This is a genomic window from Wenyingzhuangia aestuarii, assembly GCF_011927765.1.
GTDB classification, from domain to species: domain Bacteria; phylum Bacteroidota; class Bacteroidia; order Flavobacteriales; family Flavobacteriaceae; genus Wenyingzhuangia; species Wenyingzhuangia aestuarii.
In genome coordinates this window covers 15,111-34,529 of sequence record NZ_JAATJG010000006.1, presented here as the reverse complement: position 1 = coordinate 34,529, position 19,419 = coordinate 15,111, and the positions used below count along the sequence as shown (strand labels likewise).

At 32.6% G+C, this 19,419-nt stretch carries 17 protein-coding genes; 7 read left to right on the top strand and 10 right to left on the bottom strand.

Going from position 1 to position 19,419, the window contains the following annotated elements; all coding sequences use genetic code 11:
• The first annotated feature begins 116 nt into the window (after positions 1–116).
• A complete protein-coding gene (locus GGR97_RS07210; protein ID WP_167897850.1) occupies positions 117–1,208 on the top strand; it encodes a DUF748 domain-containing protein in 1,092 nt (363 codons plus the stop codon).
• Positions 1,209–1,229: 21 nt separating this feature from the next.
• On the opposite strand, the gene GGR97_RS07205 is transcribed toward GGR97_RS07210, so the two are convergent.
• From GGR97_RS07205 to GGR97_RS07185, 5 genes are all read right to left on the bottom strand, one after another.
• A complete protein-coding gene (locus GGR97_RS07205; RefSeq protein WP_167897849.1) occupies positions 1,230–2,771 on the bottom strand; it encodes a PepSY-associated TM helix domain-containing protein in 1,542 nt (513 codons plus the stop codon).
• Positions 2,772–2,773: 2 nt separating this feature from the next.
• Complete coding sequence (locus GGR97_RS07200; RefSeq protein WP_167897848.1) at positions 2,774–3,076, bottom strand: hypothetical protein; 303 nt, start codon at positions 3,074–3,076, stop codon at positions 2,774–2,776.
• A 3-nt stretch (positions 3,077–3,079) separates the two neighbouring features.
• Positions 3,080–3,346 carry a hypothetical protein gene (locus GGR97_RS07195; protein WP_167897847.1) on the bottom strand — a complete coding sequence of 89 codons (267 nt, stop codon included), beginning with the start codon at positions 3,344–3,346 and terminating at the stop codon, positions 3,080–3,082.
• Positions 3,347–3,481: 135 nt separating this feature from the next.
• On the bottom strand, positions 3,482–4,198 hold the full coding sequence (locus GGR97_RS07190; RefSeq protein WP_167897846.1) for a DUF4198 domain-containing protein: 717 nt from the start codon (positions 4,196–4,198) through the stop codon (positions 3,482–3,484).
• Positions 4,199–4,220: 22 nt separating this feature from the next.
• The gene (locus tag GGR97_RS07185; protein WP_167897845.1) at positions 4,221–6,560 is read right to left on the bottom strand and encodes a TonB-dependent receptor; all 2,340 of its coding nucleotides are present in this window, start codon (positions 6,558–6,560) and stop codon (positions 4,221–4,223) included.
• Positions 6,561–6,834: 274 nt separating this feature from the next.
• Here GGR97_RS07185 and GGR97_RS07180 point away from each other — a divergent pair, with 274 nt between their 5' ends.
• Both GGR97_RS07180 and GGR97_RS07175 read left to right on the top strand, forming a co-directional pair.
• Complete coding sequence (locus GGR97_RS07180) at positions 6,835–7,656, top strand: AraC family transcriptional regulator (RefSeq protein ID WP_167897844.1); 822 nt, start codon at positions 6,835–6,837, stop codon at positions 7,654–7,656.
• Between the two features lie 95 nt (positions 7,657–7,751).
• Positions 7,752–10,313 carry a TonB-dependent receptor domain-containing protein gene (locus GGR97_RS07175; protein WP_245229472.1) on the top strand — a complete coding sequence of 854 codons (2,562 nt, stop codon included), beginning with the start codon at positions 7,752–7,754 and terminating at the stop codon, positions 10,311–10,313.
• 77 nt (positions 10,314–10,390) lie between these two features.
• On the opposite strand, the gene GGR97_RS07170 is transcribed toward GGR97_RS07175, so the two are convergent.
• The 4 genes from GGR97_RS07170 to uvrA form a co-directional block, all read right to left on the bottom strand.
• Positions 10,391–10,948 carry a VIT1/CCC1 transporter family protein gene (locus GGR97_RS07170; RefSeq protein WP_209272335.1) on the bottom strand — a complete coding sequence of 186 codons (558 nt, stop codon included), beginning with the start codon at positions 10,946–10,948 and terminating at the stop codon, positions 10,391–10,393.
• Between the two features lie 71 nt (positions 10,949–11,019).
• Positions 11,020–11,391 carry a glyoxalase gene (locus GGR97_RS07165; RefSeq protein WP_167897843.1) on the bottom strand — a complete coding sequence of 124 codons (372 nt, stop codon included), beginning with the start codon at positions 11,389–11,391 and terminating at the stop codon, positions 11,020–11,022.
• Positions 11,392–11,395: 4 nt separating this feature from the next.
• Complete coding sequence (locus GGR97_RS07160; protein ID WP_167897842.1) at positions 11,396–12,313, bottom strand: glutaminase; 918 nt, start codon at positions 12,311–12,313, stop codon at positions 11,396–11,398.
• Positions 12,313–15,102 carry an excinuclease ABC subunit UvrA gene (gene uvrA, locus GGR97_RS07155; RefSeq protein WP_167897841.1) on the bottom strand — a complete coding sequence of 930 codons (2,790 nt, stop codon included), beginning with the start codon at positions 15,100–15,102 and terminating at the stop codon, positions 12,313–12,315. The genes GGR97_RS07160 and uvrA overlap by 1 nt, the downstream gene beginning before the upstream one ends.
• Before the next feature lie 123 nt (positions 15,103–15,225).
• On the opposite strand from uvrA, the gene GGR97_RS07150 reads away from it, so the two are divergent.
• From GGR97_RS07150 to GGR97_RS15245, 3 genes are all read left to right on the top strand, one after another.
• Positions 15,226–16,401 (top strand): LamG domain-containing protein, encoded by a 1,176-nt coding sequence (locus GGR97_RS07150; RefSeq protein WP_167897840.1) that lies wholly within the window; start codon positions 15,226–15,228, stop codon positions 16,399–16,401.
• 170 nt (positions 16,402–16,571) lie between these two features.
• Positions 16,572–17,159, top strand: a complete 588-nt coding sequence (locus tag GGR97_RS07145; protein WP_167897839.1) for an RNA polymerase sigma factor — start codon at positions 16,572–16,574, stop codon at positions 17,157–17,159.
• A gap of 50 nt (positions 17,160–17,209) precedes the next feature.
• A complete protein-coding gene (locus GGR97_RS15245) occupies positions 17,210–17,368 on the top strand; it encodes a hypothetical protein (RefSeq protein ID WP_209272334.1) in 159 nt (52 codons plus the stop codon).
• 14 nt (positions 17,369–17,382) lie between these two features.
• On the opposite strand, the gene GGR97_RS07140 is transcribed toward GGR97_RS15245, so the two are convergent.
• Entirely contained in the window at positions 17,383–18,039 is a 657-nt protein-coding gene (locus GGR97_RS07140; RefSeq protein ID WP_167897838.1) for an endonuclease III domain-containing protein, read from the bottom strand.
• A gap of 141 nt (positions 18,040–18,180) precedes the next feature.
• On the opposite strand from GGR97_RS07140, the gene GGR97_RS07135 reads away from it, so the two are divergent.
• Positions 18,181–19,410 carry an MFS transporter gene (locus tag GGR97_RS07135; protein WP_167897837.1) on the top strand — a complete coding sequence of 410 codons (1,230 nt, stop codon included), beginning with the start codon at positions 18,181–18,183 and terminating at the stop codon, positions 19,408–19,410.
• Positions 19,411–19,419 lie beyond the last annotated feature (9 nt).

Genomic DNA, 19,419 nt, shown 5'->3' with positions numbered 1-19,419 from the left:
CAGCTGTAGTAGCTGACCTTTTTTTTATGAAGTTGATGCAAATCAAAATAGAAGTTGATGGAGCTCGCTAAAAGGATAAAACCTAAGATGTAATTTTAACCTTTAAATAAATGCTTATGTCTCGTGAACCCTTTTACAAAAAGAAAAGAATCATTCTTCCTACTCTAATTTTAGTGCTGTTAATTTCTTTAAGAATAGCACTTCCTTATCTTGCCAAAGATTACATCAATAAAGTATTAGCTACTAGTGTGCCTGGTTATACAGGTTCAGTAGAAAATGTAGGAATTTCACTTTACAGAGGAGCTTATCAATTAGATGGTTTTGTGTTAAAAAGCAGCAAAGCAAATTCAGAACTTCCCTTTTTAGATTTGCCTCAAAACGATATTTCTATTCATTGGAAATCTTTATTACACGGTAAAATTGTGGCCGAAGTAGCGTTACATCAGCCTAAAATAAACATTGTAAAAGAAGATCAAGAAAAACAGCCTGCTACCCAAGTTGATGAGGAAGATTGGACCAAAGCTTTAACCCGTATTATTCCCATAGACATTAACCGATTAAAGATTTCTGGAGGAACCATCACCTTTGCCGAATTAACTTCGGATCCTAAAATTGATTTGCATATCAATAAGATAGAACTGTTAGCCACTAATTTAAGAAATGTAGTTAATGGTACCGGTAAATTACCTTCTACCTTAACAGTTACAGGAACTTCTATCGGAAACGGAAACTTAAAAATAAAAGGAGGTTTAGATTTGATTAAAGAAATTCCCGATGTAGATATTGCTATGGAATTTACCGATATAGATTTAACAGCCTTTAACGATTTTACCAAACACTACGCAAATATCGATTTTGAAAAAGGAAATCTAAACCTGTACAGCGAAATAGTTATTGCCGATAGTTATTTAAAAGGATATATGAAACCTTTAATCAAACAAACCAAACTAATAGGTAAAGAAGATTCGTTTATAAACTCACTGTGGGAAGGATTTGTAGGTTTTGTACAATTTGTTTTTAGAAATCAAAGCAATAAAGTAGTGGCTTCTAAAATTCCTTTGGAGGGAGATTTAAGCAATGTAGATACGCAAGTTTGGCAAACAGTAGGAAATATTGTTCGCAATGCTTGGATAGAAGCTTTTAAAAATAAAGTAGATGATACGATTGATTATGAAGAAGTAATTAAAGAAAGCAATACTGCTAAATAAACAGTATTGCTACTTATTAAATTAATGGTCTTTTCTTTTAATTTTAAAAGAAATCCACAAGGTTAAAATGGACAAACAAATCCAAAAGAAATCGATAAAGAAAAGTTGAAATTGTTGTTGTTTAAAGCTTGTCCAAAACCAGTTACCTGTAACAAATCCATTGGTAATAGGAATGCACAAACCTATATAACTTCCTAGTTTTAAAGTCCATTTATTGATGTAATAAAGATCTTTCTTAATGATAAAATACACCGTAAAAATCAACCAACCTATAAAGTAAAAAGCATAGATAAAAGATTGACTCATGTGTTGTGCAAAGACTTTCACAGCTATAAAAGATAAAGCGGTGATGGGATACATGCTTAAACAAACAGCTAAATAAATTAAAACCACTTTGGCATTAAAACGTCTTTTTTGTTCCGGAATATTCTTTTTCTTTCTAGCCGTTAGCCAAATCATTACTCCCGAAATAATCACAAAACAAGAAAGTAGTCCCAATAAAAAGCTAATTATTTTTAGAAAATAGCCTCCATAATCTCCAAAGTGAATTCGATAAAGAATGTTTTTAACACTTTCTAAATAAGATGCTTTTTGGGGAGATTTTTCGCTTATGAGTGTTCCATTTGCATCAAATGTCATTTGAGCAATCCCCGTAAAAGCTTCTTTATAAGGTAAAATACCTTCTACAGAAACGTGCATATTTCGATCTCCATAGTTGTGAATGTATACTTTGTTAATTTCTAAACCGTTCCACTTTTGCTTTACTTTTAACATACAAGCATCAATGTTTAAAATTTCTTTTGTAGGTTGATGGTGAAAATTATAGCTAGTAGGTGTGTATTCTAAATCTTTAAATAATTGTTGTTTATCACCGTTGTAAAGCACCATTATATTGGGAGCTACAACCAATAACTTAATCATAAAAAAAGTTCCTGTTACTGCATAGACAAACTGAAAAGGCAAACCAATCATTCCTAAGGCTGTATGGGCATCTGTCCACATAGATTTTAATTTGGCCCAAGGTCTAAAAACATGAAAATTAGAAATTATTTTTTTCCAATGTATCCACAAACCTGTGAGTATGGCAAATAGAAAAAAGAAAGCAGTAAATCCAGAAAGGTAATAACCAACAGGGTATTTAATTTGAGCTAAAAAATGCAATCTATATAAAAACTCTCCAAGAGAGTAGGAGTCTACATAGCTGTGTGTGGTATAATTTTGTGTATCTAAATAAAAAAAGTGAGCGCTTTTTGCCTGGCTAGTTGCTAGGGAATCTTTAGAAGGCTTTAGAGAAACATTTACACGGTTTTCCATGGTATGTTTTTCTATAGAAATATCTCTACCAAATAAAGAATATGTTTTGTCTAAACTATCTAAAGCGGTATCTACATCTAAATGAATATCATTACTTCTAGTAGCAGATTCGTTTCTTTCCCAGTTGATGATTTCATCCTTAAAAAAGGAAAAAGAGCCTGCAAAAAAGATAATATATAAAACCACACTAATGACAATTCCGCTAACCGTATGGGTGTGAAATAGGATGTTATAGTTTCTTTTGTTCATGATTACAAATGGATAGGATGGTAAATTTTACTAACGTAAATAATAGTTGATAAAAACAGCGTAATGCCTAGGTAGATTGCCCAAACTTTCCAACCGTTTTTGGCTAAGAATGATAGAATCATTAAAAAAGACCAAAGTATAAAGGTGGTGAATACAGAAGTAATAATTACGTTAACAGTATAGATCCAATAGCTTAAAGCTAAATGAAAACTGACAGCGACCATATAGCCACCAATAAATCCCGCAGAAATTTTTGCGAATTTTTGCCAGTTGCTGCTTGTTAAGTATTTAGGATTTGCAGGCATGTTTTAGAAGGTTAATTGTTCGGCAATAAATAGGAATACAAAAACAAAAATGATGCTTTTGTAGTTGATGAGCTTTAAAGGAGTTAAAAGCACAATTAAACTTCCTAGTGTCATTAAAGAAATAGAGCCCACGAGTATTCCCACTACAGCTCCTAATTGATTGATGGCTAAGAGAAAGGCAATTCCCAATAGCAATAAAACAATTGGTTTTGAAATGGAGGAATATTTGTTTACAAAGATTTCAAAACCTAATGTATTTGTTATACTCATTCTTTTAGATGTTGCGTAGAGTATATAAAAACTGAAAAAGAATAAAATAAGAATAATAGAAATCATGATCTATAAAAAATTAAAACAACTCCAAGTAGTTAACTACTTGGAGTTGTTACTAGTTGGTTTTTTAGCTTATTGAATTGTATAGGTTACGCAGTGCCAAACAAATTCATATTCTTTTTGATGATAGGTTCCTGGTGTTTTTTCTTTATAAGTTGTTTCTATAACATATTGGGTTTTCCAAGGCAATTTAAAAGAAACAAAACCTTGCTCATCAGTAGTTAAAGATTTACTCCATAAATCGGATACATAAATATCTACTTTGTTTTTAGCCAATACTTTATTTTTATAAAGTACTTGTAGTTTAATTTTACCTGTTTCAGTAGGAACTTCTTTTACTGTAATCCCTTCAGAATTTAAAGTTGACGTTGCAGTTTTGTTTTTTCCTACTTGTACTTTGGCTATAGAATGATAATGTGTTTTAAAAATTCCAAAATCGTACTTTGTATAGTCAATTACATCAATATTGTTATTGTCTAAAATTAAGGTATAGGTACCTTTGGTTTTGGGAGTAAATTCAGCCAAATAATAATTTTCTTTAGGGCTTGTTTTTAAAGCTTTTTTAACTCCTTGAGCATCTACAGCCCATAGCGTAAAATTTGCTACTTTTTGAAAAGCCTCTTCGTTTACTTTTTCTTGAACCCCATAGGTGTATTCACCAAAATAGACTTTTACTTCTTGAGATTTCCCTGTTTTTCCTTTAGCTTTAGTTTCTATCCATAAGTAATGGGCAAAACTTTTAGTACACGCAAACAGGACTATACTTAATGTTAATAATATATTTTTCATGTTTTATTTATTGATCGGTTTGTTAAAATTTATAAGCAATAGATAATTTTGCATTGGTACCAGGTTCTGTTTGCCAGTATAAATAATCGCCATATCCAGCTCCAGAGTACAGGTATTTGTTTAAAAGGTTGTTTACATTTAATCTTACGTTCACCTTATCATTTTTCCAAGAAATTCCACCATCTAATCTAAAGTAATCGGGTAATATAGAGTCTTCTCCATCTGTTGCCCATGCCCAAGAAGAACGATCTACCAAGTATTGATATCCTAATGACAATCCGAAACCTTTTAACTTTGTAGCCGCATTAAAATTATAATTGAACCAACCGTTTGTAATATGTTTAGAATGCCCTGCCACTTTAGTCCCTACCTTTAAAGGATCAGAGTCTTTGGTTATTTCAACATTAGTGTTAGCGTAGTTGAATACAACATTTAATTCAGGAGTAATTTGTCCTTGCAAATCAAATTCTAATCCTTTGGATTGTACTTGACCTAGTTGAATAGAGAAATTAGCATCTGTAGGATCGGTAACTAAAATATTGTCTTTTGTAATTTGAAATACTGTTAGAGAGGTATTCAATTTTCCATTAAACCAAGTTTTTTTAAGACCACCTTCAATATCTGTTGCTATTTCTGCATCAAAAGTTTCATTGGTTTTGCTAGCCCCTGTTTGTGGTTTAAAAGCTTGATCATACAATCCATAAACGGTAAAGTCTGATAAAATATCATAACTAAGACCCACTCTAGGTGTAAATAGAGATCCTTTATTTTCTGTTGCCCCTTGAGTTATGTCAGCATCTGTATATCTACCCGCTAAAGAAAGTCTTAACCTATCTTGAAAGAACCCAATTTCGTCTTGTAAATAATATCCTTTAGTAAGCGCTGTATATTTAACCAAACCATCTCTTTCTTTTATGCTTTTGCTTCTATCAAAATCTGGAAAAACAGCGTTACCATATACAGGATTGTAAATATTAAAAGGAGTAACATCTATTACAGCGGATTGACTCCAATCGTGCCAAGAAATTTTATTGTTATAATCAACACCCGCTAATATTTTATGACTGATATTACCTGTGTTAAAACTTCCATTTACAAATAATTGAGTGGCATCCACTACTATTAAAGCATCTGCACTACTTACATATCTTGTCAAATCACCATTTTCTTTTACGCTACCCCATACAGCCCAAGGAGACATTCCTTCTTGTTTGTAGTTTAAGTTTGAATATTGAGCTTGAAGTTCCCAATTGTTATTGAATTTATGAGTAAAGTTGGTAAAGAATTGACTTTCTTTCATATCTGTTTCTTGAAAATCTTCTTCAATTGCTGTAAAATCTCTATCTAAACTTGCAAATCCTGCAGATGCTGGACCAAAGACATACGCTCCTCCATAAGGCATTTTTACTTTTTGATAAATATATTCTGCTGATAAAGAGGTATTATCTGTAAATAAATATTTTAAAGAGGGAGCAAAAGCAGTTCTGTCCGTTTTTTCAAAATCACGATGAGAACCTTGTGTACTTTTCATAAAATTAACTCTGTATTGTAGTTTTCCATCTACAAGGGTGTTACCATAATCTATAGCACCTCTAAATGTATTAAAGCTTCCTGCAGCAAAATTTACTTCGGCAACTCTATTACTACTAGGTTTTTTAGTGACTACATTATAAAAACCACCAGGTTCCCCTGAAGCAAGCATATATGCAGCCGGTCCTTTTACAAACTCTACACGTTCTACTATGCTCATGTCTTCTGCCAATGGCCCCCAAGATGTGGTCAAGTTCATTCCGTTTCTCATAGGAGCAATTCTAAAACCACGCATATTTATACGAGAAAAACTACCCCAATGTTCTATCATTTGAGCACCACTCACGTTACGTGTGATTCCATCCATCATTGTAAAAGAAGCTTGATCACTAATCAATTCTTTATTTACAATTTGTATGTTTTGTGGAATCTTAATTAAAGGTGTTTTTAATCGTAAACTTTCTGAAGGAGTCTTGGTTGTATAAATATTTTTATGTCCGTTAATTACTACTTCTTTTAACTTTTCTTGATTTTCTGTTAGTAAAATATTTGTGATTGTAGTTTGGTTAGGTTGAATTTTTATTTTTTTAGAAACAGGTTTGTATCCTATAAATTTCACAAGCAAGGTATAATCACCTGTATCAATATTATTGATTACATATGCTCCTGATTGATTACTGAAGGCTTTGTAATTGGTACCCTTTATGCTAATGTTTGCATAGGCTAGTATAACTCCTTCTTTAGAGCTTATTTTTCCTTTAATATTTCCTTTTTGTGCATAAATGTTTACAGTTGCCAAGAGTATTATTGACAATAATAGTAGTTTCTTCATTCTATTGTTATTTAGATTAGTTTAAAACAACGCAAATGTATTTACTGTTTTTGATATAGCAAAACTTATTTAGATTTATTATCAATAGTGTGATTTTAGTAAAGAAAACAATGAAATTTAGAATTATAGATGAATTTAAGGCTATAAATAAATAGTTAATTCAATAATTGTATTAAACCCTTGTAGATTTATAAAGTCATACACTATCTAAAAACAAAAAAAGTATGTTGTAACAATACTTATTTTTGTGAATACCGCATAAAACAAACAGCTATTGAATTCTTCCATTACCACTTATACTAAAATTACAGCCCTAGAAAACATCAAAATAGAACGTTTTGATGTGAATAAAAGGTATACCCAACCACACAGACATAATAAATACCTAGAAATTGTTTATTTCACCAAGGGGAGTGGTTATCATCATATGGATTTAAATAGTTATGAGATTCATCCTCCTGTGGTGTTTATGGTTCGTAAAGAAGAAGTGCATCATTGGGAAATTACAACAGTTCCAAAAGGTTATGTGATTATTATTAAAGAAGGATTTTTAGAAAAAACCTTAGACAAGCACATCAATTCACAACTTTTAAAACTAGGAGAACATCAAAAAATAGACTTGTTGCAAAAAGACAAAACTATTGATGGGCTTTTTAAAATGTTGACCAAAGAAATAAAGATCAAAGAGACCCCTATTGAAGTGATAGAAGGAATGCTAAAATCTTTATTGATTAAAATTCTAACCCATACAGCACCCACAGAACAAATGGAAGGAACAAGTAATGATAAAGTTCAGCAGTTTATTCATTTGTTAGGAGAACATTTAATTAACAATGTTTCTTATTATGCAGACCAACTACATGTGTCTTCACAAAATTTAAATCAGCTCTGTAAGAAAAAGCAAGGAAAAACAGCTTCTCAAATCATTGCTTTTTACATGGTACAAGAAATTAAACGCTTGTTGATCTATACCAATAAATCGGTTGGAGAGATTGCCTATAATTTAAACTTTAAAGATGTTTCTCATTTTGTAAAATATTTTAAAAGACATACCCATCTAACTCCCTTACAGTTTAAAAACACATCTAAACAATAATTATACCTTAGCTTTTCCAAATAAACCATGGATAAGAACTTATACTGATGTAATATTGCAACAAATTTTTTTATTAACATTAAAAAGAGAATAAATTGAAACAGACTAGAATGAATTTTATGAAAGGTATTTTTACGCTTTTTGTATTTGCAATGTCGTCTAATTTTGCCACAGCTCAAATTACAGGTAAAATCATAGACCAAAACAGTAAAGATGCATTAGAGTATGCTACTGCTGCTATTTACAATGCCGAAACCGGTAAATTGGTGACTGGAGTTATTACAGGGCAAAACGGAGCTTTTATTATAGAAGGTATTAAAGCTGGAACGTATAAAATAGAGGCTTCTTTTATGGGCTACAAAACTCAAAACATTCCCAATATAGAGGTGGCTAAAAAGAATGCTTTTGTAGATTTAGGAACGGTAGCCTTGGCTATTAATAGTAACGAATTAGATGCGGTTGTTTTAAAAGGAGAAGCAGCGACTATGGTTCACAAAATTGACAGACAAGTTTTTGATGCGGATAAGTTTCAAAACAGTCAAGGAGGAAGTGCTGTAGATGTTATTAAAAACTTACCCTCGGTAACGGTTGGAGTAGAAGGTAACATTAACGTAAGAGGTAGTAACAGTTTTGCGGTTTTGTTAAACGGTAAACCTACACAAGGTGATGCCGCTTCTATTTTAGCGCAATTGCCAGCCAATGCTTTAGAAAAAGTAGAATTGATTACAGCACCATCTGCAAAATACGATTCAGAAGGAGCAGGAGGTATTTTAAATATCATCACTAAAAAAGGAGCTATTAACGGAGATTATGTACAAGTAAATGTACGTGGTGGTTTTCCAGCTATTCAAGATTATGATACCAAAGAATACCCACACAGATATGGGGCAGATGTTACTTACAACACAAGAACCGACAACTGGAACTTTTCTGTAGGAGCAAGTTACCAACGTAACGATATTTCGGGTAGAAGAGAAGGTGGTTTGGATATTGTTAATGATGCTAACGATACTCACAGATTTTTACCTTCTGATGGTGAACGTAGTTTTGATGATGTAAGTTACAATGCAAGATTTACCGTAGATTATACTCCAAATGATGCTAATGAATTTTCTTTAGGAGTTTACGGAGGTAAAAAACAAAAAGATAGATTGGCAGATATTCATTATGACAACTATACAATTAGCCCTATTGGAAGTACGAACAGAGAAAATGAGTTTGCATACTACAACCACAACTTAAGAACTCGTAAAGGAGATTTTGCTTTGGCTAGTTTTGACTATGCTCATAAGTTTGAAGACAAATCTAAATTATCTGCTTCTGTTTTGTATGAATATACGTTCTTAGGAGGACCTACAGAAAATGACAACGTAAGTGATACGGATTACACAACTGTGTATCAACAAGAAAAAAACACCAACGACAATCCTTTAAATGGAGCTCGTTTTAACTTAGATTATAAGTGGAAACCTATGAGTTTTGGTACCATTGAAACAGGATATCAATTTAGACACTTAGACCATACAGGTGATTTTGATTACCAACGTAAAAATGTGTTTTTAGGAGAAACTGCATTTACACAAGTGCCAGACTTTTCTAGTAACATTGCTTTAAAAAGAATTATTCACGCTGCTTATGCACAAGTATCTGGAGGTAAAAACAAATGGGATTACAATGCAGGTTTGCGTTTAGAATCTATGGATAGAGAATACAAAGAAAAATTAGCATCGGCTACGGAACAAAATACTTATCAATATGATTATGTAAAGTTATTTCCATCTGCATCTTTACAATACAAAGTAAACGACAAAACAAATATTAAAGCGGCTTATAGTAAAAGAGTACAACGTACGACCACTTTTAAAATGAATAGTTTTGCAGAACGTGAGCATTCAGAAGTGTATGAGCAAGGAGATAACAAGTTAAAACCTGAGTTTATTGATTTACTAGAATTAGGAGTTAACAAAAGATACAAAGGAGGACATGCTGTGTATGCAACTGCTTATTACAGACACACTAAAAATGTAATTAACCGTGTAAACACTTTAGTTTATGAAAAAGACGGGGCTAACTTTGTAGTGAACGATAGTATTTTAAACCGAGTGTATTCTAATGTAGGAAAAAGCAATGCGGTTGGGATTGAATTAGGAGCAACCATTAAAGCTTCTAAAAACTGGACCAACTTTATTGGAGCTAACATTTATAACTATGCAATAGATGGAATGTTAACGTTTAATCATAGAGATAATATTACTAGAAATTACAACATTAATAGTGAAGCAACAATTTACTCTTTTAACGTAAATTCAACCTATTCTTTCTGGGAAAATGCCTCTTTACAATTTGCTCTAAACTATATTTCTGATAGAAATACAGCTATGGGAGAAGATTCTAGATTTTACACTCCAAATTTAACGTTTAAGAAAACCTTTATGGATGATCGTTTAACGGCAACCTTACAATGGCAAAATATGGATATGGGCTTATTAAAATCTAACGAACAACGTATTAGCACGTGGAGAACCAATGAGTTTTACACCACTACCAATTATGTGTATGAGGTAGATATTGTATCCTTAAACTTAACCTATACATTCAACAAATTCAAAAACAAATCTAAGTTTATTGAAAGTGAATTTGGGAAAAAAGAATTCTAAACACTTTGTTTTGTTCAAATATAGAAAAGAGCCTTTGTTGTACAACAAAGGCTCTTTTTAGTTCTTAGAATTTTCAATTAAGAAATCAAACCTTCAATCCAATCTCCTACATAATAAGAAACCAAAGCGGCTAGTGTACCTAGTATTAAGGTTTCTGTAATTCCTTTCCAAATGGCTTTATGATTAATGTATGATTTTAAAGAGCCTACAATTACAAAACCGACACCGGTTGCAAGAGAAGAACACATAAACACATTACCGCTAATAGGCTGTATAAAATCGATAACATAAGCTAGTAAAGGAAAAATACCAATGGTTAAAAAGGATAGATAGGTAACCACTCCTTTGGCAATAGGATTGAAATTTTCATCAATTTCAAGTTGAATGTTTTTTGTTTTGGCATGCTTTAGCGCATTGTCTTTTTCGGTTTTTGAAGATAAATAAGCTCCAATAGACATGGCAAAACCATCGGCCAATAAATTAGCGAATCCTAGTATAATAATGATAGAACTGTCTAGGTTAGCCCCTACAGATCCTGCCACTACGGCAAAGGTAGTTACGCAGCCATCAATACCACCATAGACAAACTCACCAAGATATTTTTCAGTTTTTAAATAGAGTTTAGATGTAGACATTGCTTCGTGGTTCTTCAGTTGATTCCTTAAAATTAAAAGAATATTCGTTTAGAAGCTAACTAAAGAACGGCCTATGCTAAATAAGTATCTTGTAGTCTTTGGGCAATCATTTGTATGATTCTACGACCGTATTCAGACGGATTGCTTAAGTAATGCTCAAATTCCTCATCGGTAAAAAGTCCAGAAATTAAACCTACATACTGATTACGCATATGTTGATTTCTAGAAATTACATTCTTTAAAAATTCCTTTTTTTGAGCGGCTTCTAAAGTATTGATATCAAAACTAGAATGCTTTAAATAACTTTGAAACAAAGCGATAATAATGTTGTGTTGCATTTTAATAACCGGTCTTAATACACCGTTCTGAAATTGCTCTACCACAGACATGTCTTCAGTAACTATAGCACTGCTAATAAAGGGACGAATTTCTTTTTTATTCATGTTTTTAAAATATGGAATTATTTAATTCACTCGTTAGTCTTTCTAAAAAAGCCATGCCTTTGGTAGAATTTCCTTTTTTGTTCAGTTTAGGACTAAAAACAACTACGGAATACAAACCAGGATGTATGGCCATAATTCCACCACCTACACCACTTTTCCCTGGCAAACCTACTCGGTAAGCAAACTCTCCAGCTTCGTCGTAAAAACCACACAATTGCATAATAGCATTGATCCGTCTGTTACCTTTGGGGGTTAAAATTTGTTCTTTACTAATAGGATGTACTCCATCATTGGCAAAAAACAAGACCGCTTTGGACAATTGCTCACAGGTAATATTTACAGAACACATTCTAAAATAAAAATCCATCACGGTATCTATATCATTATGAATGTTCCCAAAAGATTTCATTAAGTTGATCAGTGAATAATTTCTATAAGCTACCGATTTTTCGGAATTAAAAACCTTTAAATCGTATTGTATACTGTGGTCGTTGGTAAGTTGATGAATGAATTTTAGAAAGTCTTCTTTAGGATTTTGTAAGTGACTAATTAAAATATCTGCCAATACAATTGCTCCCGCATTGATGAAGGGGTTTCTTGGAATTCCTAATTCCAATTCTAATAAAATTAAAGAATTAAATGTATCTCCAGAAGGTTCTACATCTACACGCTTCCACAAATCTTCTCCTAAAATATTATAGGCCAAGACCAATGAGAATACTTTTGAAATACTCTGAATAGAAAAAGGCTGATGAGCATCACCTAAGCTAATTTGAGTACCATTTAAACAAGTTAAACTCACTCCAAATAAATTTTCATCTACGTGAGCTAATTCGGGAATATAAGTCGCTTTTTTACCTGAGTTTTCAAACGTTTTAAAGTCGTTAAAAATATGATGTAATACGGTTTCATACTGATTCATTAAACAAGCTTGTCTTTTAAGAACTGTGCTGTATACGATTCTTTGTTGTTGATTAAAGCTTCTGGAGTTCCCATAAAAATAACATCACCTCCGTTTTTACCCCCTTCTTTACCAATATCTATAATATAATCGGCACATTTAATAAAGTCTATATTGTGTTCTATCACAATTAAAGAATGTCCGTTTTTTAACAAGGCATTCATAGAGGTTAATAGCTTTTTAATATCGTGAAAATGCAATCCTGTAGTAGGTTCATCAAAAATAAACAGTGTAGGTTCCTGACGACTTCCTTTGACTAAAAAGGAAGCTAGTTTGATACGCTGTGCTTCTCCACCTGATAGGGTAGAAGAGGATTGTCCTAAAGCTACATAGCCCAAACCAACATCTTGCAAAGGTTGTAGTTTTTTACAAATTTTAGTTTGTTTGGTTTCTGTAAAAAAGGCCACAGCTTCATCTATCGATAAGTTTAAAATATCATCAATGTTTTTATCGTTGAACTTTACTTCTAACACTTCTTTTTGAAAACGCTTTCCCCCACAAGTTTCACAAAGCAAATGCACATCGGCCATAAATTGCATTTCTATGGTGACTTCACCTTCTCCTTTACAGGTTTCACATCTACCTCCATCCACGTTAAAAGAAAAATGTTTGGGTTGATAGTTTCGCATTTTAGACAAGTTTTCATGCGCAAACAAAGCACGAATATCATCATAAGCTTTGATATAGGTTACCGGATTAGAACGAGAAGATTTTCCAATAGGATTCTGATCGATAAATTCTACATTTTGAATGGCATCTAAATCTCCAGAAACCTTGGTAACTTCTCCAATTTTGTTTCCTTGTCCAAAAATGTGTTTCTGTAAGGTTGGGTAAATAATATCCTTAACCAAGGTACTTTTTCCACTTCCTGAAACTCCTGTAATTACCGCCAAACTGTTTAGCGGAATGCTAACATCTATATTTTTTAAGTTGTTTTCTCTAGCTCCAACAACTTCTATTTTATGTTTAGAGACTCTACGTTTTTTAGGAACTTCAATGGTGTCTTTTCCACTTAAATATTTGGCCGTATGTGTGTTGGCTTTTAGTATTTCTTCATAAGTTCCTTCGGCCACCAATTCTCCTCCAAAAACACCTGCATCAGGACCAATATCAATAATATAATCGGCCTGTTTCATAATATCTTCATCGTGTTCTACCACAATAACGGTATTTCCTAAATCGCGTAATTTTTTTAAAACTTCAATTAACTTTAAACTGTCTTTAGGATGCAAACCAATACTTGGTTCGTCCAAAATATACATAGAACCTACCAAACTACTTCCTAAAGAGGTAGCAAGGTTAATACGCTGACTTTCTCCACCAGATAAGGTATTAGAAGCTCTGTTTAAAGTTAGATAGCCCAAACCAACATTGTCTAAAAAGCCTAAGCGATTGTTGATTTCGGTTAGCAATCGTTTTCCAATCACCACATCGTATTTGTTTAAGACTAAGTTTTTCATAAACACGGTCAACTCATCAATAGGAAGGTGAATCAATTCATTAATGGTTTTACCGCCTACAAATACATTTTGTGTTTCGGGTCTTAAACGGGCTCCTTTACAAGTGGTACATTTGGTTTTTCCACGATAACGAGACAGCATTACGCGGAACTGTATTTTATAACTTTTTTCTTCTAAATATTTAAAGAACGCGTGGATTCCCTCAAAATTTTGGGTTCCGTTCCACACCAAGTTTTTTTGTTTGTCGGTTAATTCAAACCAAGGTTTGTGTACGGGAATGTCGTACTCAAAAGCAAAATCAATCAACTGATTTTTATAATGAGCGCTGCTTTCGCTTTTCCATGGAGCAATACAATCTTCGTAAATAGAAAGAGAGGTGTTGGGAATCACCAACTCTTCGTCCACACCAATTACATTTCCATAACCTTCACAAGTAGGACAAGCTCCGTAAGGATTGTTAAAACTAAAAAAATGTGTGTTAGGTTCGTAAAACGTCATGCCATCTAACTCAAATTTATTGCTGAATTCACGAGTGCTATGGTCTCCTAAATTTTCTAAAATACAAATCCCTTTTCCTTCGTAAAAAGCGGTCTGAATAGAATCTGCCAAACGGTTGTAATAGTCTTCATCATCTTTGACTACAATTCTATCAACAACTAATTGCAAAACAGTTTTAGAGTTTATTTTTTTAGGATCAACATCTTCTATTCTAAGCGTATCCTCATCAACCTTAATTCTAGCATATCCTTGTTGTACTAAAATTTGCAAAGCTTTATCGGCATCTCTATCTCCCAAATCATAAGGAGCTAACAATAACAATTTGCTGCGTTCTTCTAAGTTTTTTAAGAAATTGATAACATCAGAAACCGTTTCTTTTTTGACCTCATTTCCAGAAATAGGAGAGATGGTTTTACCAATACGAGCATACAGTAACTTTAGATAATCGTAAATTTCTGTGGTTGTTCCCACGGTTGAACGAGGGTTGGAAGAATTTACTTTTTGTTCTATGGCAATGGCCGGAGCAATACCTTTGATATAATCTACCTTAGGTTTGTTGAGCTTTCCTAAAAACTGACGAGCGTATGAAGATAAACTCTCTACATACCTACGTTGCCCTTCGGCATACAAAGTATCAAATGCCAAACTAGATTTTCCGGAACCCGAAAGCCCTGTAATAACCACCAGTTTGTTTCTTGGAATGGCTACATCAATATCTTTAAGATTGTGTAAACCGGCTCCTTTTATTAATATATATTCTTTTGTAGATAATTTGTCTAGTCTTGTACTCATGCTTTTGTTCTCTTACCGTGTAAAAATAAATGATTTGTTGTTGTTATTGGGCTATCTCTTCTATTTTATTGTCTAATTGATATTTAATTTTGATAACGAACTTTTTAATTAAAATTTACGTAGATGAAATTAACGAATTTAGGAATGATGATCAGCTGTATGGCTTTTGTGGCTTGTGGAAGCACCCAAAATAGTACGGATAAAATTGTACAAGAAAAAAAGGGAACTGTGCACGAGTTACAGCAAATACCTTTGCCTAAACAATTAAGTACTGAAACAAACTGGGAATTTCAAGAAGACTTGTCGGATGATTTTAATTACACCTACCAACCGAGTAATGAATTGATCACTTTTGGGAAAAACAAATGGAAGAATTTTTACCATGCTGCTTGGGATGGACCAGGAGTAACCTATTGGAAATATGATAAAGTATCTGTAGATGGGAGTGATTTAATCATCAAATCGGCAAGATGGGACCAGAATAATGAATCGAATCCTGTATCAAAAAGAGTAAAAATGAATATGCCTGCCAGCGGTATTAGTACGGGTTGTATTACTTCTACCCAAACGGTACGTTATCCTGTATTTATAGAAGCTAAGGTAAGTGTAACAAATTTAGCATTGGCATCGGACGTTTGGTTGTTAAGTCCAGATGCTACTCAAGAAATAGACATTATAGAGTGTTATGGAGGTAAAGAACCTAACAATGCTTATTTTGCAGAATCTATACATGTAAGTATTCATTCTTTTATTAGAAAACCATTTACCGATTATCAGCCAAGAGATAAGGGAGCTTGGTTAAAAAAAGAAGGTGTAGAAAGCTGGGGAGAATACTGTGATGTTAATGGAGAGAGAAAATATGTTACCATGGGGGTATATTGGAAAAGCCCTGTACATTTTGAACACTATATGGATGGAGAGTTGGTGAGAGTTTTGTATGATAAATCTGTAGCCTCTAAAATAAATGGGGTTTGGGAATATGGATATCCTACGATGACGAACGGAAAGTTAGATGTTAGTTATGGAAAACAAAAAATCACCAATATAGGAACATCTACAGTATATGATTTTAAGATGTTGGAAAAAGCTAATAACAGCTCAACAGTAAGTATTATAGATCCTTATGAATACCAGGGAGGAAAAGGATTTACCAAAGCCATGGACATTATTATTAATGTAGAAGCACAAGATTGGCATGCAAAAGCAGGAAGAATGCCAAGAGACATTGATTTGAATGACCCTAGTAAAAACAATGATATGAAAGTAGATTGGTTACGAGTATTTAAGCCTAAATCTTAAGAATCTACAAAGTGTAATATTTTAAAAACCAGCAGATTACTCTGTTGGTTTTTTTCGTTTTATACAGAATTATATCTATTTGGTATGTTTTTTGTAAAATAGAAACTACAAACTAAAACTACGCTTGCCTATACTTTTAAGACTACTTAACACATTTAAAACATCCCTAAATGAATTCGTTACAAGCTAAAAGTGATGCTCAGTTGGTTTCTGAGTATATAAAAGGAAATGAATCTTGTTTGTCTATTTTGATAGAAAGACATCAACAAAAAATATTTGGTTACATATTATCTAAAACAGCCGATAGAGATTTAGCAAACGACTTGTTTCAAGATACGTTTATCAAAATAATTAACACCTTAAAACGTGGGGTTTATAACGAGGAAGGTAAATTTTTACCTTGGGCTATACGAATAGCGCACAATTTAACCATGGATTTTTACAGAGATAAGAAACGTAAAAAAACAAAATACGCTACAGAAAACTACGATGTTTTAAATTTCATAGGTGTAGAAGACAATGCTGTTGAAACGGAAATAGAACACGAGCAAACGGTTCAGAAAATTATAAGTTTGATTGCAACTTTACCAGAAGATCAGCAACAGGTATTAAGAATGCGTATTTTTATGGGCTTAAGTTTTAAAGAAATAGCAGCACAAACCAATGTAAGTATCAATACCTCTTTAGGAAGAATGCGCTATGCTTTAATTAATTTACGAAAGACCATAGATGAAAAAGAAATAATTATTTCTAATTAAAATACTAAAACCCATTTTTTGTCGTTTACTAAATAACTAAACGATACAATATGATAAAAAACTACACAAATTCTTCTTTTGAAGAAAAAAAAATGACGAATTCCAATAATCCAAATACAGAAACAATTTCTTTTCTGTTAGCTTATTCAAAATCTGTTAGCTTACAGAAAAGTAAGTTGGTAAAAACAATAAGGTTTGACAAAAATTAATGTCAAACCTTATTTTATTTTTTCTTTTTATAGTATTCCTCAATCACTGTTTTTCTACCAATGGTTTTGGTAATGATATCTTTTTCCAAATCCCATCCACGAGCAGGAGAGTATTCACGTCCGTAATAAATAATTTGCAAATGCAATTTGTTCCAAGTGTGTTCTGGAAACAAACGCTTGGCATCTTTTTCGGTTTGTTCTACATTTTTTCCGTTGGTTAATCCCCAACGATACATTAGTCTATGTATATGGGTGTCTACAGCAAAAGCAGGAATGTTAAAAGCCTGACTCATAACGACACTTGCTGTTTTATGTCCTACAGCAGGTAATGCTTCTAAATCTTTAAAATTGGCAGGAACTTCTCCGTTATGTTTGTCTATTAAGATATGAGACAATCCATAGATTCCTTTAGCTTTCATAGGAGACAAACCTACAGGTTTGATAATTTCTCTAATTTCATCCACAGACAGCTTAATCATATCATAAGGATTATCGGCCTTAGCAAACAGTTTAGGAGTGTAAATATTTACTCTTTCATCGGTACTTTGGGCAGACATTAATACCGCTATTAGTAGGGTATAAGGGTCTTTATGATCTAAGGGAATAGGGGTTTCTGGGTATAATTTTTCTAAAGTGTCTAGTACAAATTGTACTTTTTCTTGTTTTAACATAGGACTGAGTTTCCTGTCAAAAATAAACATTTACATAAGAAAACCTCAGGAGTTTATTATTTGTTTATAGTGATAGAAATCACTTTTAAAATATAGTATTCAATTTTAATATTTATAAGACGGTATCCTTACTTTTGCTACATGAAAAAGTTTATACCCGCTTATTTACTGACGTTTGTAAATGTATTAGGATTTAGTATTTTAATGCCTGTACTTCCTTTTGTGGTAGATAGTTACGGAGCTCCAAAATGGGTTTTCGGATTGTTAATTACCTTATACAGTGCTTTTCAATTTATTGGAGCCCCTATGCTAGGAGCTTTGTCTGATACTTATGGAAGAAAACCCATCTTATTAATTAGTCAGGCCGGAACCTTGGTCAGCTGGGTTATTTTTGTGATTGCTTTAAGTCTACCTGAATATCAGTTTTTAGGATTTGCTTTTCCTTTATGGATTGTAGCCTTGTCTAGAATTCTAGATGGAATTACAGGGGGAAACTCATCCGTAGCCAATGCTTATGTAAGTGATGTGACTACGAGAGATGAAAAATCGTACATTTTTGGCTATTTAGGAGGAATTGCAGGAATAGGAATGATTATAGGTCCTGGTTTGGGAGGAATTACAGCGGCTACATCCATAGGTTATATGGGAACTTTATTAACCTCTATTGTCATTTCTACCATTACTTTAATTACTGTTTTTAAATGGTTAAAAGAATCTCATCCTAAAGAAAAAAGAACACAAAAAAAGAAAGTAAGTATTTTGGAAACTTTGTTTATTCCTTTAAGAATTAAAAAAGTAAATCCATCACCTATTATTAGAGTTTTGTTTTCTATGAAATTTTTCTTTTCGGCTATGATGGGGTTTTACATAGGAACTATGGCTTTGTTTTTAGTAGATTTATTTTCATTTGATGTAAAAGAATTAGGATTTTTTATGTTTGTAATAGGTTTGTTTTTATCTCTAAATCAGGCATTTGTTTCTAAGTTTTTTGTCAAGAAAATGGGAGCTTTTAACACTTTAGTCTTAGGCTTAATTTTTTGTATAGCAGGATTGATTGCTATTACTTTAACAGACAATTTAGTGTTGTACATTCTTTATTATTATGTATTAAATTTAGGACTCTCCTTGTGTTTCCCTGTCTTTAATTCTCTAATATCAGTAAATGCAAACCCAGAAAAACAGGGAGAGATTATGGGGATTAGTGAAGCGATCAACTCTTTTTGTATGGCTTGTTTTCCGGTAATAGCCGCTTTAATTTATTCTGTGATAGGAAGTGATTTGTACCGATATATGATTGTACTTCCTTTAGTTGCTTTACTATTGGCTTTTGTTGGTGTTAAAAAATACGGAAAAAACATCTTTGCCAGATAAGATAGAGTG